The 15,006-nt window shown below is 48.1% G+C and carries 17 protein-coding genes, 2 tRNA genes and 1 pseudogene; 14 read left to right on the top strand and 6 right to left on the bottom strand.

Annotation, left to right across the window (positions count from 1 at the left end):
* Window positions 1-183: 183 nt before the first annotated feature.
* The 9 genes and pseudogenes from VJB08_05940 to VJB08_05900 all read left to right on the top strand — a co-directional run bounded on the left by VJB08_05940 (window position 184) and on the right by VJB08_05900 (window position 7,147).
* Complete coding sequence (locus VJB08_05940; GenBank protein HLD43492.1) at window positions 184-519, top strand: ribosomal L7Ae/L30e/S12e/Gadd45 family protein; 336 nt, start codon at window positions 184-186, stop codon at window positions 517-519.
* A gap of 193 nt (window positions 520-712) precedes the next feature.
* Window positions 713-925, top strand: a pseudogene (locus tag VJB08_05935) (30S ribosomal protein S28e).
* The gene (locus VJB08_05930) at window positions 925-1,101 is read left to right on the top strand and encodes a 50S ribosomal protein L24e (protein ID HLD43491.1); all 177 of its coding nucleotides are present in this window, start codon (window positions 925-927) and stop codon (window positions 1,099-1,101) included. The pseudogene VJB08_05935 and the gene VJB08_05930 overlap by 1 nt, the downstream one beginning before the upstream one ends.
* Window positions 1,098-1,730, top strand: coding sequence for an MBL fold metallo-hydrolase (locus tag VJB08_05925; protein HLD43490.1), 633 nt, complete (start codon window positions 1,098-1,100; stop codon window positions 1,728-1,730). The genes VJB08_05930 and VJB08_05925 overlap by 4 nt, the downstream gene beginning before the upstream one ends.
* A 183-nt stretch (window positions 1,731-1,913) precedes the next feature.
* Window positions 1,914-2,393, top strand: a complete 480-nt coding sequence (ndk, locus tag VJB08_05920; protein ID HLD43489.1) for a nucleoside-diphosphate kinase — start codon at window positions 1,914-1,916, stop codon at window positions 2,391-2,393.
* 3 nt (window positions 2,394-2,396) lie between these two features.
* Window positions 2,397-4,580 (top strand): elongation factor EF-2, encoded by a 2,184-nt coding sequence (locus VJB08_05915; GenBank protein ID HLD43488.1) that lies wholly within the window; start codon window positions 2,397-2,399, stop codon window positions 4,578-4,580.
* Window positions 4,581-5,011: 431 nt separating this feature from the next.
* Complete coding sequence (gene tuf, locus VJB08_05910) at window positions 5,012-6,298, top strand: translation elongation factor EF-1 subunit alpha (GenBank protein HLD43487.1); 1,287 nt, start codon at window positions 5,012-5,014, stop codon at window positions 6,296-6,298.
* A gap of 65 nt (window positions 6,299-6,363) precedes the next feature.
* Window positions 6,364-6,675, top strand: a complete 312-nt coding sequence (gene rpsJ / locus VJB08_05905) for a 30S ribosomal protein S10 (GenBank protein HLD43486.1) — start codon at window positions 6,364-6,366, stop codon at window positions 6,673-6,675.
* A 94-nt stretch (window positions 6,676-6,769) separates the two neighbouring features.
* Window positions 6,770-7,147: a response regulator transcription factor gene (locus tag VJB08_05900; GenBank protein HLD43485.1), complete on the top strand. Its 378-nt coding sequence runs from the start codon at window positions 6,770-6,772 to the stop codon at window positions 7,145-7,147.
* Here the strand turns inward: VJB08_05900 and VJB08_05895 are convergent.
* Together VJB08_05895 and VJB08_05890 are read right to left on the bottom strand one after the other, a co-directional pair.
* Window positions 7,127-7,321, bottom strand: a complete 195-nt coding sequence (locus tag VJB08_05895) for an NUDIX domain-containing protein (GenBank protein HLD43484.1) — start codon at window positions 7,319-7,321, stop codon at window positions 7,127-7,129. The two genes, VJB08_05900 and VJB08_05895, sit on opposite strands and share 21 nt — an antisense overlap.
* A complete protein-coding gene (locus VJB08_05890) occupies window positions 7,321-7,956 on the bottom strand; it encodes a DUF120 domain-containing protein (protein HLD43483.1) in 636 nt (211 codons plus the stop codon). Before VJB08_05890 ends, VJB08_05895 begins: the two co-directional genes overlap by 1 nt.
* Window positions 7,957-8,033: 77 nt before the next feature.
* Between VJB08_05890 and VJB08_05885 the strand changes: the two genes are divergently transcribed.
* From VJB08_05885 to VJB08_05875, 3 genes are all read left to right on the top strand, one after another.
* Window positions 8,034-8,148, top strand: a tRNA-Ser gene (locus VJB08_05885).
* 139 nt (window positions 8,149-8,287) lie between these two features.
* Window positions 8,288-9,259, top strand: a complete 972-nt coding sequence (locus VJB08_05880) for a hypothetical protein (GenBank protein ID HLD43482.1) — start codon at window positions 8,288-8,290, stop codon at window positions 9,257-9,259.
* 72 nt (window positions 9,260-9,331) lie between these two features.
* Window positions 9,332-10,141: a hypothetical protein gene (locus VJB08_05875; protein HLD43481.1), complete on the top strand. Its 810-nt coding sequence runs from the start codon at window positions 9,332-9,334 to the stop codon at window positions 10,139-10,141.
* 1 nt (window position 10,142) lies between these two features.
* Here VJB08_05875 and VJB08_05870 read toward each other — a convergent pair whose 3' ends face one another.
* Entirely contained in the window at window positions 10,143-11,207 is a 1,065-nt protein-coding gene (locus VJB08_05870; GenBank protein HLD43480.1) for a tetratricopeptide repeat protein, read from the bottom strand.
* Between the two features lie 269 nt (window positions 11,208-11,476).
* On the opposite strand from VJB08_05870, the gene VJB08_05865 reads away from it, so the two are divergent.
* Window positions 11,477-11,599, top strand: a tRNA-Glu gene (locus VJB08_05865).
* A gap of 57 nt (window positions 11,600-11,656) precedes the next feature.
* Here VJB08_05865 and VJB08_05860 read toward each other — a convergent pair.
* Genes VJB08_05860 through VJB08_05850 form a run of 3 tightly spaced genes read right to left on the bottom strand, consistent with a single transcriptional unit; the run spans window position 11,657 to window position 14,295 of the window.
* Window positions 11,657-12,517: a M24 family metallopeptidase gene (locus VJB08_05860; GenBank protein ID HLD43479.1), complete on the bottom strand. Its 861-nt coding sequence runs from the start codon at window positions 12,515-12,517 to the stop codon at window positions 11,657-11,659.
* Between the two features lie 3 nt (window positions 12,518-12,520).
* Entirely contained in the window at window positions 12,521-13,213 is a 693-nt protein-coding gene (locus VJB08_05855) for an alpha/beta fold hydrolase (GenBank protein HLD43478.1), read from the bottom strand.
* Window positions 13,214-13,224: 11 nt separating this feature from the next.
* Window positions 13,225-14,295: a hypothetical protein gene (locus VJB08_05850; protein ID HLD43477.1), complete on the bottom strand. Its 1,071-nt coding sequence runs from the start codon at window positions 14,293-14,295 to the stop codon at window positions 13,225-13,227.
* 383 nt (window positions 14,296-14,678) lie between these two features.
* Here VJB08_05850 and VJB08_05845 point away from each other — a divergent pair, with 383 nt between their 5' ends.
* Window positions 14,679-14,876, top strand: coding sequence for a hypothetical protein (locus VJB08_05845; protein ID HLD43476.1), 198 nt, complete (start codon window positions 14,679-14,681; stop codon window positions 14,874-14,876).
* The last annotated feature ends 130 nt before the right edge of the window (window positions 14,877-15,006 follow it).

Below are 15,006 nucleotides of genomic sequence, written 5' to 3'. Positions count from 1 at the left end.
GGAATGAGTGTGCTCAAGAACCACGCTACATCATGCCACCCGTCTCTAGCGACTGAAAGGAGCGGTGACTGGAGGTTCTTGACATCCGCACAGTAACCTTTATAAAACCCCCCCTATTCCATCTCGTAACTGATGATAACAGCGCTGCTGTTTGAGGAATGAATTCTTTCCTCGGAGGTCATAATGGCAGAATCAAAAGAAGTCATGGAAAATGCCTTGCAGGCGATTGAGGTTGCACGGGCGACAGGAAAGATCCGGAAGGGGATCAATGAAGTGACCAAAGCTATCGAGCGGGCTGAGGCGAAGCTGGTTGTCTTTGCAAAGGACGCAAATCCGCCTGAACTGACCATGCATCTCCCGCTGCTCTGCCAGGAGAAGGAGATCCCTGTGGTAAGCGTGGCCAGCAGAGAAGAGCTGGGCGCAGCAGCTGGATTAGATGTTCCGACAGTGGCAGTCGCAATCGTGGCAGAAGGAGAAGCAAAAAAGGCCATCAAGGAGATTAGCGATAGCCTGAAGTGAAACAATGGACAATCTAAAACGGGGCAAAGATACTGGGGAGAAAAAACAGGCGGAAGCTGAGAAGAAGGATAAAAAGGCTCCAGAAAAAGCAGAAAGGCAGGCTCCAGAGAAAAGACAGCCGGATAGAGCTGCTCCGCAAGGGAAGCAGACTGAGAAAAAGCCGGAAGAGGCTCGCCCGTCGTTCAGCAGGTCCTGGCCAGCAAGGGTAGAGGAGATTATCGGAAGGACAGGGATGCGGGGAGAAGTGGTCCAGGTGAGGTGCAAGATTCTTGAAGGCCGGGATGAGCATAAGATTATAAGGAGGAACGTCAAAGGGCCGATTCAGCTGGGGGATATCCTGATGCTCAGAGAGACAGAATTTGAGGCCCGGCAGCTTAGCAAGGGCGGGAGGGGGAACGTCTCATAATGGCAACATGCAGCTTCTGCAAGGAGGACCTCCGGGAAGGGACAGGAAAGATGTATGTTGAGCTGGATGGAACTGTCCTCTACTTCTGCTCCATGAAGTGCGAGAAGAATCGCTTAAAGCTCAAAAGGAATCCGATAAAACTGAAGTGGACTAAAGCCTACAAAAAGGGGAAATGAGAATCAAAAAAATCGGCCACTGCTGCCTTGTTGTGGAAGAGGCCAGCCGCAAGGTTCTTACAGATCCGGGAAGCTATACTGACAGGCAGAATTCAGAAGCGGATGTTGACGCAGTCCTGATTACACATGAGCATCCTGACCATATGCATATAGAATCGCTGAAAAAGGTCTTGAAGACAAATCCTTCGGCAGAGGTGTATACGAACAAAGGAGTTGGAAAACATCTTAAGGAGGCAGGGATTGCCTATTCACTGCTTGAGCACGGCCAGAGTATAACTCTAAATGGTGTTTCGATAGAGGCTTTCGGAGAAAGGCATGCACCTATATATACTACGGTTCCAGATGTTTTGAACACTGGCTATATGATAGGAGGAAGGCTCTTTTATCCCGGAGATGCATTTTACGTCCCTAAGAAAAAAGTTGAGATCCTTGCGTTGCCTGTAGCAGGGCCCTGGATGAGGATTTCAGAGGCGATCGACTATGCCAAAGAAGTGCATCCAAAGGCGTGCTTCCCAGTCCATGACGGCATGCTGAAATTCCCTGGTGCTAGCCATATGCTTCCAAAAAGCTGCCTGGCAGGCATCGATTTTATTCCAATGGAGAGCGGAGCTGTACGGGAGTTCCAGTAACGAAAACCGCACTAATCTCCGACCTAAAGGTCGGGGTTTTTGATCGTGCGGTTTTCGGGACAGGAAAATTGAAAAGCAATTTTCCGTCCCAAAAATCCTGGATTTTTGTGGATTGAAAATTCGGGCTAAAGCCCGAGTCTTAAACCCCGAATTTCCAATAACAAACAAGAAAGAGGGAGAACCATGGTAGAGCGAACATTTGTGGCAATCAAGCCTGATGGAGTGGAGCGAGGCCTTATCGGAGAGATTCTCTCACGGCTTGAGAGGTCTGGCCTCAAGATCATAGCAATGAAGATGGTCTGGCTGGACAAGGAGTTTGCTGCAAAGCATTACGCAGCCCATGTCAAGAAGCCCTTTTATTCCGGCCTGGTCGATTTCATCACTTCAGGGCCTGTCGTTGCAATGGCAGTAGAAGGTGTTCACGCAATCGCTGGCGTGAGGAAGATGATAGGGCCGACTGCGCCCCAGTCAGCTGCGCCTGGAACGATACGGGGGGATTATTCGCATCTCACGCAAGAGTATGCGGATAGGAAGAGGAAAGCAATAAAAAACCTTGTCCATGCATCTGAAAGCAAGAAAGATGCTGATCAGGAGATCAAGCTCTGGTTTACGCCAGGGGAGATCCATACGTATTCTACAGTGAATGAAAAACACGTGTTCTAGACAATGGCAGAAAAGATGGTTGATAAGGTATTGAGGATCATGAAGATCCCAGGCCAGATTCGCAACATTGCGATAGCTGCGCATATCGATCATGGCAAGACGACATTTACAGACAACCTTCTTGCAGGCGCCGGGATGATGTCTAAGGAGGATGCAGGAAAGGCATTGAAGATGGACTTTCATGCTGATGAGCAGGAACGCGGCATCACCATTGACACTGCAGCGGTTTCCATGGTCCATGAGGTCGAGGGCGAGGAGTATCTTGTCAACCTTCTTGATACACCCGGGCACGTGGACTTTGGAGGGGATGTTACACGGGCGATGCGCGCTGTGGATGGAACCATCATCCTTATTGACGCTGTTGAGGGCATCATGCCCCAGACTGAAACGGTTGTGAGGCAGGCATTGAGGGAGCTTGTCAAGCCTGTCCTGTTTATCAACAAGGTGGATCGCCTTATCAACGAGCTCAAGCTTGCGCCGGAGCAGATGCAGGAGCGCTTTGTTAGGATCATCACCGATGTCAACAGATTCATCAAGCAGATTGCTCCCAAGGAGATCGGGGAAAAATGGCAGGTCAGCGTTTCAGACGGATCTGTCTCTTTTGGCTCTGCGTTCCATAACTGGGCGCTCAATATCCCCTATATGCAGAAGAAAGGGATCACATTCAAGAATGTCATTGAAGCATATACGTCCTCCGGGAAGCAGGAAGCGCAAAAAAAGCTTGCAGAGCAGGCTCCGCTCCATGAGGTTGTCCTGAATATGGTGGTGAGGCATCTTCCGAATCCCCTCATAGCCCAGGAGTACCGTGTCCCGAAGATATGGCATGGGGACATAGAAAGCCCGGAAGGCGTTTCGCTGACCAAATGCGACCCCCATGGGCCGCTGTTCTTTGTAATCACCAAGATCGTGATTGATCCGCAGGCAGGAGAGATTGCTGCAGGAAGGCTCTTCTCTGGCACGATGAAGAAGGGGACGGAGGTGTACCTCCACATGATGAAGAGCGGCGCGCGTGTCCAGCAGGTTTTTATCTATAACGGGGCAAAGCGGGAGATTGTGGATCATGTTCCAGCAGGCAACATCATTGGGATATCGGGAGCGAGATCGTATGCAGGGGAGACTGTCGCTGAAAGAGAGACTGAGCCTTTCGAGGCCATCAAGCATATCTTCGACCCCGTGATCACCAAGGCGATTGAGGCAGCAAAGCCCTCAGACCTGCCGAAGCTTGTGGAGGTCCTTAAGCAGGTGAGCAAGGAAGACCCTACCATCAAAGTTGAGATCAACGAGCAGACAGGAGAGCATCTGATCCACGGCATGGGAGAGCTCCATCTTGAGGTCATTGAAAACAGGATAAAGACCGAGAAGGGCGTTGATGTGAAGACCTCTCCTCCGATTGTGGTTTACAGGGAAACTGTCACAAAGAGCGGCCCTGAGGTTGAGGGAAAATCTCCGAACAAGCACAATAAGCTCTATTTTGTTGTTGAGCCTTTGGAGGATAGCCTGTATGCGAAGATCAAGGACGGCACGATCCCTGAGATGAGGATCAAGAAGAGAGACCTGAAGCTCAGGGAGCACTTTATCGAGGCCGGATATGATGCGAAGACTGCGGATAAAGTGAGGGATGTGTTCAAGGGGAATATCCTCATTGATGGAACAAGAGGTATAGTCCATATCGGCGAGATCATAGAGATGGTCCAGGATATGTTTGAGGATGTGATGAACCTGGGGCCTATCTGCAAGGAGCCTGCTGCGAAAGTCAAAGTGACGCTTATGGATGCAAAGCTGCATGAGGATGCTATTCACCGCGGTCCTGCCCAGATGTATCCTGCAATCAGGGACGGAATCAGGGGGTCATTTATGCTTGCAGGCCCTCAGATGCTGGAGCCGATGCAGATCCTTCACATTGAAGCGCCTGAGGAGTTTATGGGAGAGATTTCCAAGATTATCGGCAACAAGAGAGGCCAGCTTCTTGATATGGCGCCGGAGAGGGGGCTGGTCATTGTAAAGGCGAAGCTCCCTGTGGCTGAGATGTTCGGCTGGAGCTCGGATTTAAGATCTGCAACAGGAGGCAGGGGCAACTCCTCCTTAATCGACCAGATGTTTGAGAGGATTCCTCATGAGCTGCAGCAGAAGGTCGTATCGCAGATCAAGGAGCGCAAAGGGCTCACTGAGGCGATGGTTGGGGCGTGATTGGCGGGTAATTTCAAACCGTTACAAATTGTAACGAGTTGAGGTTCCCTGTGTTTAAGCACCCTCCAGTAGGTGGTAGGATTATCGCTTTCACTTAATACAGCAACAATATCTACTACAGAATAAAACCACTCATTATCAACCCGAAGTCTACGAATTTTCCTGTCCTGAAAAACTACTAGCCCTTTTTGAGCCTCTCCCACCATCTCAAACATTAAAAACCACTTCTAGTTTAAATACTTTCATGCAAGGTATTAGCCCACGATTCTCCTGCATTCTTGTCTGCTTTGCAGTAATCTAAGTGCTGCTCATTTTTCTGGTTGCGAAATAACCAAAAACCGCACGATTAACCCATCTGAACAGATATATTTGAAAGGGAAACCTTTATAAAGTGGCTAGGAACTCCAGAATCTACCACTCGGAGGCGTACGATGGCAAAAGAAAAACCGCATATTAACCTGGTATTTATTGGTCATGTAGACCATGGAAAGTCTACAACAGTAGGAAGGCTGCTTTATGATTCCGGAAATATTCCTGAACAGGAGATGAGAAAGCTCAAGGAGAAGGCAGAAGAGCTTGGAAAGGGAGGCTTTGAATTTGCCTTTGTCATGGACAATCTCAAGGAAGAGCGTGAGAGGGGAGTTACGATTGATCTTTCTCACAAGCGATTCAAATCAGAAAAATTTGATTTCACCATCATTGACGCGCCCGGCCACAAGGATTTTATCAAGAACATGATTACAGGAGCATCCCAGGCAGATGCAGCAGTGATTGTTGTTGCTGCCACTGATGGGGTTATGGCCCAGACAAAAGAGCATGTCTGGCTTTCCAGAACACTTGGAGTCCAGCAGCTTATCGTAGTTGTCAACAAGATGGATGCCAAGAACTTCGACCAGAAGGCATTCGAGGCAGTCAAGGAAGATGTGTCCAAGCTGCTCAAGACCGTTGGCTACAATCCTGCAAATGTCCCTTTTGTGCCGACAGCCTCTCTGTTAGGAGAGAATGTTGTGAAGAAATCAGCCAAGATGGGATGGTATACCGGCGAACCTCTTATCAAGGTCATGGATCAGTTCAAGCTGCCTGAAAAACCGACCCAATTGCCGCTCAGGCTTCCGATCCAGGATGTGTACAATATCACCGGCATTGGCGTTGTTCCTGTAGGAAGGGTTGAGACAGGGATCATGAAGGTCGGAGACAAGGTCATCGTTGTTCCCGCAAGAGAAGGGAAGGGGATCACTGGAGAAGTCAAGAGCATTGAGATGCACCATGAGCAGCTCCAGATGGCTGAGCCTGGAGACAATATCGGCTTCAACGTGCGGGGCATTGGGAAGAAGGATATTGCACGAGGAGACGTCCTTGGCCATACTGACAATGTTCCGACTGTTGCCACAGAATTTACTGCCCAGGTTGTAATCCTGAACCATCCGACAGTCGTCACTGTTGGCTATTCTCCTGTATTCCACATCCATACCGCACAAGTGGCAGTCCAAATCACCGAAATCGTCAAGCAGATTAACCCTGCAACAGGCGAAATCCTCAAGGAGAAGCCCGATTTCATCAAGACAGGAGATGCTGCTATCATTAAGTGTAAGCCGATTCAGCCTCTGGTTATTGAGGTACAAAAAGAGATCCCTCAGCTGTCAAGGTTTGCTATCCGGGATTCCGGCACAACAGTTGCAGCTGGAATGTGTACTGCAGTAGTCAAGAAGCAGCTCTAGAGCCGTATAGGCAATCATGGCAATCCTGTTGCCATGATGAAACACCGGTGATCCACAACGAGACCATGCCAAAAGCAAGAATCAAGCTCGCAAGCACAAATATCGACAAAATCAACGAAGTGACTTCTTATATTAGAGATATCGTGGACAAGACCGGGGTGGATATGAGGGGGCCTGTTACCCTGCCTACCAAAAGGCTCAAGATCACCACACGGAAGAGTCCCTGCGGCAATGGCACAGCCACATGGGACCGCTTTGAGATGCGGGTCTACAAGCGCCTCATTGACCTTGGGATTGATGAGCGTGCGCTCAGGCTTGTGATGCGCGTTCCCATCCCTTCCGGCCTTAACATTGAGATTGAGATGCTTGAGAATTGAGTTCTGGTGCAAACGCTTCTTAACTTGGTAGTAGTCCCAAATCAAAGAGTTTATAAACGCATGCGTATTTCCCGTACGCAGGGGGGTATGAAGAATGACAAAAAAAGTAATCATAGCTGATGATAGCAAAGAGCTACGGGAATCTCTTGTTGCTACAATGAGGCTCATCTGCAAACAAAACGGCATTGATGCTGAGTTCGACCAGGCTCTTGATGGGAAAGACTTGGTTGAAAGAGTCCTGAGAGGCAACTATGATCTGGTTTTTACAGATAATCATATGGCGCAACTCAATGGGCTGCGTGCCATTAAACAGATAAGGGAACTGAATCCAACAGTCCCGATCTATATGCTATCCTCCTCAAGCGAGGCAGGAAACGCAGCATTGGAATCGGGCGCAAACGGTTACCTTGGCAAAGTGGATCCCAGATTTACGCCAGGAATTGCAAAGGCGCTAAGAACTTATTTGAAGTAAACCTCTTCTTTCAAATTCTCTTTTTGCAGCGTCTTCTATTTTTTCCCCATACTTCAGATGGCCGCCAGGCAGACCCCAGTCTCCTGCTCCAAAGCAATTCTTCCTCTTGCCTAATACTACTTTATTATCCTTCAGAATAAACACTTCGCAACCGATCTTTATGTGCTTATCCATCACGCAACTTCAACATTCACCATCTGCCCGTCCCTTTTCTTCAAAGCCTTCTTCAAATTCTCCTTTGCAACGACCTCGATGATGTTTGGCTTATGATGGGTCCGATCAGGCACAATGACCAGCCCTTTTATCCTCCCTTCTATCATGCAGGGATATGCAAACAATCCTCCGAAATCCCTTCCTTTTGCCTTGAATCCTTTGATATACACAGGATTGCTCCGGCTCAAAACCTGCTTCCTGTCAGCATCAACATGGAGGTTTAATGTTCCACGAAACGGAGCAAAGCTGAACAATGCCTTGAATTGCCTCCGGTATCCGTCCAGTCCCATATAGAACTTTCCTTCTCCCAGCCCTTTGACGATCTTTCCCGTTATCGCCTTCTTTCTCGCAAAGATAAAGCTCAGATGGCCATACAGCTCCTTGAGCTTAAGAAACCCGTTCTCCGTCAGCCGCAGTTCCATCGATTTTCCCTTACTATCGCGCTCAATCAGCCCTCTCTTTTCTAGCCCTATCAAATGCCGAGAAACGCTCTGCTGGGGAAAGCCTAGTTTTTTTGACAATTGGACTGTAGAGGTACGAAAAGAGCCTTTCTCAACAACCTCTTTCCCGATGGTGATGAGCAGGTCCTGCTTCATACCCAAGAATGAGTAAGACCATTATATAAATGTATGGGAGACAGATTTATAAATTCTCTACAATTCAGAAAACCCCTGCCGATGTCGCATAACCTGGTATTGCGGCAGGCTTGAGACCTGCTTTCCTTCGGGATTTCCCGGTTCAAATGGAGGAAGCTTCACAGCTTCGCCTTGAAAGTCCGGGCGTCGGCGTCCAGCCAAAGCACGGTCCGGAATGCAGGTTGCACCACCGGGCTGCGGCATTTTCAATGCCTGGTCTACCGCACAAAATCCAATATCGGAAACTGGCGTACCCGTAATCCTTTTAATATCCGGCTGGTTCTTCAATCGTATGGAAACACCTCCAAAAGAGGAGCTGCAGCAGAAGATTCCCTACGAGTCAATGGTTCGATGCCCAGACCTCCAGTCTTTAGAATCTGTTCCCTATAACTACATGACAAATATGGTAGATCTTTCTGACTTCTTGTCCTCTTCTTTTGATTGTTGGAAAGAAATTGTTTCAGAAGCGAGCGCATTCACCCAATGGATATTATGGTGCCATGAGATAGCAGGCAGCGGCAAGGATGGGAATCGGCTCTACAGTGGGCGATCAAAGGTAGGATTTTCTCACAACAAACATCTGGGAAAACTGAGACGTACAAACAGATTATTTATTACGCTTAAAGAAAATCGCCTTAGAGAAGTTCACCAACGAGCGCAGCAGTTAGAGGATTCATTTTCAGACGAGCCTTGGATACAAGATCCTCCAAGAAAACTGTTTAGATGTGCCGGAATTGAGTATCAAGTCACCTATGTCGATCGCCCTCCGTTACTTCCGTCAGATGCATGCATTATCCGTGGATTTCAACATACTAAGGATGCTGTCGTATCTTTTCCTCACCCACTGCACATTCCCGATTATCATAACCGGATGTGCAGCTATTTGTCAGGTGCTTTCGAGTCTTTGAACGAACCCATTCAGTCCCTGCAAGCGCTTGCATCGTACTATAAACTAGGTGTTATGTCCCAATCAACTCATGCTATCTGGAATTCGGTTCTTATGGCTCAGCTTAATGAATTCTACTCGTTGCTTGGCTTCAATCGAATTCCCCATGAATACCATGATGCATATGCACTTATATTGGAGGGCCCCTCTTTTCAGAAGTATTTTATTCAAGATATGGTCATGGCAAATAATGATCTTCAAAATCTAAGAATAAAGGGAATCCTAAGGAACCGCATTTCTGCCATCCCAAATACGCCTTCAGCTTCGCCTTCAGGGCATCCTCCGTCTACAACCCATCTGCAGAAACCGGATGCATGAGCGGTTTCTTCTTCTCAGGCTCTCTGATTCTTCCGATATCTTTATATATTTATATACTATTCCAGAGTAGTTATGCAACCTGTCAAAGCTGCATTTGATGCTGTGAAGAGAGATATCATTGAACTCCGGGAGAGAGATGCCAGGAGGGATGCAAGTCTCCAAAGGGCTTTTTCCGGCATCAAGAAAGACGTCAAGGATCTCGGCAAGAGGATTGAAGAGGTCCAAAAGACTGTTTCAGACTCTGTTCTTCGGGAGTATCCAAGCGATGAGCAGATGCAGTGGATCCAGGATATGGAAAAGAAGCGAAGGGGCACAGAAGCCAGCCTCAAGGATTTCAAGGCATCTCTAGAGAAGGATCTGGCAGGGGTATGGGAAGAAGTGAGGGCAAGGAAAGCTGCTCCTGATACTGCAAGGATTGAGGCAATCGAGAAGAGCCTCAGGAATAGGTCTCCGGATACTGCGAGGATTGAGGCAATCGAGAAGGCTATGAAGAGCCAGAAAGCCATTGAAGCAGGCATCAATGAATTCAAATCATCCACAGAGAACGAGTTTAAAGTGATCTGGGATCAGCTGGCCAAGCAATCTGAGGCCAAGAAGCGGGAAAAAGTCTCCAAGCCTGATGAGAGCATTTTAAGAAGGATCGAGGATGTTGAGAAAAGCATCAAGGATGAGGAAGCTGATATTCAAGATACACGGGCTCAGGCAAGGGCAGCTGAAAAGGCGATTGAGGCTCTTGGGAAGAGGCTGGATTCTAAAAGTATAGCCAAAATTGAACCTGCCAGCAAGAAAAGCCGCAGGCCTTCTGCAGGATCCAATGCTGCCAAGCCGGAAGGCAAAGGCCTTTTTTCAAAGATGATTGATTTCTTTGCCGAAGAAGAGTGACTCAGCCGCCAAGATACGGCTTCAGCCTTGACCGGAGGGCATCTTCCATCTGCCTTTCATCCGCAGAGACAGTATAGACAATCCGTTTGTTCTTTTTCTCAAACTCCCGTATACGCTGCTGCATCATCTTCTTGTAGCCCTTCATATTGTCGTAGCCATAATGCTCGACGTACAGGTCAAACTTGGGCAGGTAGAAGCTTGGCCGGAAATCAGAAGCATCTGCCCAGCCAGCAATAGTCTCATACTGGAAGAGAAGGTTGTTGTCAAAGAGGAAGTTTGCGATCATCATCTCTGCCCTGTTCCTGACCTGATGGCCTGATTTAGTCTTGAAGAAGGCTTCTGACGGCTCCTGCTCATAGGTAGACTTGACCTTGATGCCCTTTTCACGCTTCATTGAGTCAAACAAAGGGATATTTGCCTTGTTTTCATACCTCTTGTTCAGGCGAAGCACCTCGTCAAAGGATTTTACAGATTCCCGCACTTCTCCCATAAGGTATTCATGATAGCCCTTCTGATACCAGGCATCGATGTGGTTCCTGTCCGTGTTCACAATCTCGGAAAAGCATGTATAGGCCTCGGAGAGGAGGAGTTTATGCGCCTTTGCCAGCGTATCCCCTTTTTCCAGGAGAATGTTGCGCTTCTTTGAAAGTTCAGTTCCTTTTCCAAGCAGAGCCATGATCTTGCTTGTCTCATCCACATTCAGGTTCAGGGCCTGGTCATAGAACTTGATGGCCTGGTCTACGTCCTGGCGGTAGGAGTAACACAAAGCCATATTGTAATAGCATTTGAAATAGAACAGATTAACATCCTTCATCATGATGTCGTCTTGAGTATTGTTCCTGGAAGGATCTGCCACAGGATAGAGTTCCAATGCCTTCCCGAACTCAGCAATGGCAGTCTCATACTGCTTCAGGACAGCAAGCCTCTTTGCGTCCCTCCTGATCTGCTCTGCTGCCTGGATCTGCTCGTTTTCCTGGTATTGCTTGACCTTTTCTTTCTCAAGCTGGGACTCCTTCCACTTCCGTTTCTGATTGTCCAGCGCAGACTTCAGCATCTTGATAACCATGGCTGCACGACAAGAGAAGAATCTATTTAAACTTAATTATTCTCCAGGAGATACATGGCGCAAGCGGCATTGAAACGTCATGCAACGCCCCTTGTGAGCCATTGAAACAGAAGTTGGCACAGCGACAAGGGGGTTGCCACCTTCGGGGATATGTCGCTATTCTGCCTGACTTGCGCATGGCGAAATCGGCGTTGCCGAACGAAGTGAGCGGCTTTTCAATGGCGCCGGATAAAAACACTTATAAACCAACATCGACTTTTCCGGCATATGCTCCCGTAGTGTAGTCCGGTCAATCATGGAGCCCTCTCGAGGCTTCGACCCGGGTTCAAATCTATTTCGGCGTTCCGAAATGGACGGAACGAACGAAGTGAGTGAAAGTCCCGGCGGGAGCATTCTTTTTTAGCTAAGTTCTTCCTAAAGAATCTCGACGATAGGAAAAGTATCCAAGATCATGCATCAGAGATGCGTTTCAGACACCTTTTGTTGAAACTCCTTCTGAATATCTTCATGTTCTTTTCGCGTTCTGCGGCAGATTTTTTGCTCAGCACTCCATAAAAATAAGAGAGGGGCTTCTTTCCCGAGAGGACCATCTCCCTCTGCGCCTCGCCAGTAACCACGAGCTTATACTCAGGAGTTATATAGAAATCAATCTCGGTCCTGAACCCGTATTTTCCCTTGAAGTACAGCCCAGGCTCAATGGTATACCCCAAATTCGTATGCAGCGCCTTCTTATTCGAATACCTCACTCTTCCATGAATCCCATGAGGAGATGTTGTTCCAAGGCTGTGGCCAGTCCGATGCAGGATGTTTTTTTTATATTTTTTTGGAATGAGCCGATATACCTCCAAATCAATTTCTGACCCTGTCGGCATCGTTTTATTTTTTAGTTTTTTTTCAATGAGATCTACCCCGTTGCTCCTCCCTTCAATAATTAGATTAAATAATTTTTTAATTTTTTTTGGAACTTTATCGCCATACCATCCCATCCAGGTGATGTCTGCGAATGGAGCCTTTCTTTTATTCAGCCTTGCCCAGATGTCAATCAAAACCAAAGAATTCCTCCTGAGCTTCTTGGATTTCTTCTGAGTTGGATAGTAGTGAGGGTGAGCAGCGCTTGCATTGAAGGCAACAATGACAACCTTCCTGTCTGTCTTCAGGCCTTCCTGCTTAAACCTTTTGAGAATAAACTGCATAACCTGGTATTCGCTGATTCCTTGCCGAAGAATACCGAAAGCCTCGTTAACTATCTTTACTAAGATTTCTGCAGCTTTTGTATGATCATTAATCTGCTGCTTTGTCCACATGTCCATCACTTACCTAATATGCTCCTTCAGCCATTGAATCATAACGTTATCAACATCTGTCTTCCCAAACAGCCCTGTTCCATGCTCTTTTCCATCGTATATCTTCAGCTCTGCATTTGAATTCAAAGAATGCAGCTTCCTGGAAGACTCAGCAGCATAGGTATCGCCTTCAGCAGCAATGATCAGGACAGACTTATCTAGATTTTCAATGCTTTCCTCACTCTTCACACCTTTGTACTCTAATCCAGGAGACATCAGGACCACAGTTTTCACAGAATCATCAGAGGCAAAATTCAATGCAATATTTGCTCCGATGCTCGCTCCGATTACAGCAACATCCTTTCCCAGATACTGCTGAGCTGCCTTAGCATCCAAAACCATATCATTGAACTCTTTTGGAGAAAAATCCTTCCAGGTCAAATCGCTTTCTCCATGGCCCCTCAAGTCAACAGAGACGACGTGATAACCAAGAGACTGCAGTTGCCTTCCAAAAGCATCCCAGTCATGCCTGTTCTTATCAAGCATGTGCAGCAGAACAACACCCGGCCCATCAGCCTCATACACAGTTGCCTTAAGCCTGATTCCATCTTCTGTTATGAGTTGAATATCCTTGATGCTGCCCATGTTCACGCCCTTCCCAGCTTCCTGCATCTCTCTGCCCTGGCTGCAGCCAAACAGAAGCACTGCCGATACCAAGAGCATGAGGGCTTGCCTCACCTTGCCCACTCCATGTGGTTAAAGATGTCCTTCAAGCGGATCTTTTTCACGCTGATCACAGCATCAGCTCCGCCTGCATAGATCAAAAGATCCTTCTTATTGATGCCCATGACTGCTCCTGTCGGAAACACAACATTTGCGATAAATCCCTTTTGCTCATAGGGCTTGTTCGGCTTTATGAGAGGGATGTCTTTTGATGATCGCGCAAGCACCCTCTCAGGATTCTTCAGGTCAAGCAGAAAAGCGCCTGCGCTGTAGCTCCGAATAATCCTATGTTGCTGCTTCTGCTCACGCATGCCATGGTAGATGCAGAGCCAGCCTTCTGGGGTCTTGAGCGGAGGCGTGCCTGCTCCGATCCTGCTTTCCTCCCAGCCGCTCCTTGGCTGCAGCAGGCTCTTCTCCCTGCCCCAGTAGATGAGGTCAGGAGAATACGAAATCCAGATTGAGGGCTTGGCAAATGTCCCTTCAGGCCTGTTCAAAGCAACATACTTTCCCTTGATCTTCTCAGGAAACAGCACTGCATCCTTGTTCTGCTCCCTGAAGATGATTCCTTGCCTCTTCCAGGATATAAGGTCGTCAGAAAGCGCCAGGAACGTGGAGATACCTTCTCTTCTGGAAACCCCAACATAGGTCATGGCATACCTGTGCTGCAGCTTTGTGAGCCTTGGATCCTCTACTCCATATTCTCCCTCTCCAGGCAAGCCGGTGAATGCAGGATTCCTGCCTGCATGCTCAACATGAAGGCCATCCTCATTGAGGGTGATGGTTCGAAAATGCGAAAAGGTGGTGAGGCGGCAAACCCCGTTTCTGAGGTACACATGCGTCTTTGTTCTTTTTCTCACCATCTTCATCGGGATTGCTTCTGAGGAGAAACCGCTGTCAGTGATCATCGGGCAGTGGATGACCTTTCCATTATGAAGATGCTGCTCAGCAACCCTGGCCATCAGCAGGATTTTTCCATCAGGCAGCCTGACTGCTGCAGGATTAAAGACTCCCTGGACTTTCCACTCTGAAAATGAAGGCTCAATCTCCTTTGGAGTGATAAGAAGCTTATCAGTGATCCTCACAATTCACCTCTGACTTGGCCTACACGCCGAGGTTATATAAGGTTTTTGATTGGGTTAAGCTGCATTCAAAATCAGGGCTGCCGCCTTTTGTGCGAGCAAAATAACGAAAACCGCACTAATCCCCGACCTAAAGGTCGGGGTTTTTGATCGTGCGGTTTTCGGGATTGAAAATTCGGGCTAAACCCCGCGTCTTAAACCCCGAATTTTCAATAACCAAAAGCATCGCATCGACATCGGGGGGAAGTCCCTTACGGGGCGAATGCCGATTTATACAAAGGGATTAGCATATTGCGAGCTGGCGGCAGCTGCGGAGCAGATTTTGAATGCAGTTGATTGGGTTAAATCTAAAGCAGCAAGTTTCCAAATAAGCGGGTACAGCCAAAATGAGAAAAGAGTTTCTGCAGAGCCAGGGAACCGGCTCAGTAGAAAGTCAATCGGCATCAGGCTCGCTTGTGATTGTATCTGTGATTGCTGACACCCCCGAAGGGGCCTACCCTCTGTCAGCAGTGCTGATGAAACTGAAGAAGTTCGCAAAAATGATGCCGGACTTTCTACTGAGCCAGGGGAACCGGTGGCATTGAAAAGTCATGCAGCGCCCTCTTGTAAGCCATTATAACGGAGCGGCGGCACAGCGACAAGAGGGTCGCCTCCCTCGGAGAATGTCGCTATTCTGCCTGACTTGCGCATGGCGAACCTGGCGCTGCCGAGCGA

The sequence above is a fragment of the Candidatus Nanoarchaeia archaeon genome (assembly GCA_035290625.1).
Taxonomy (GTDB): Archaea; Nanobdellota; Nanobdellia; order Woesearchaeales; family DATDTY01; genus DATDTY01.
Note: the sequence above shows the minus strand (reverse complement) of the source record. Positions and strands in the feature narration are given on the sequence as shown.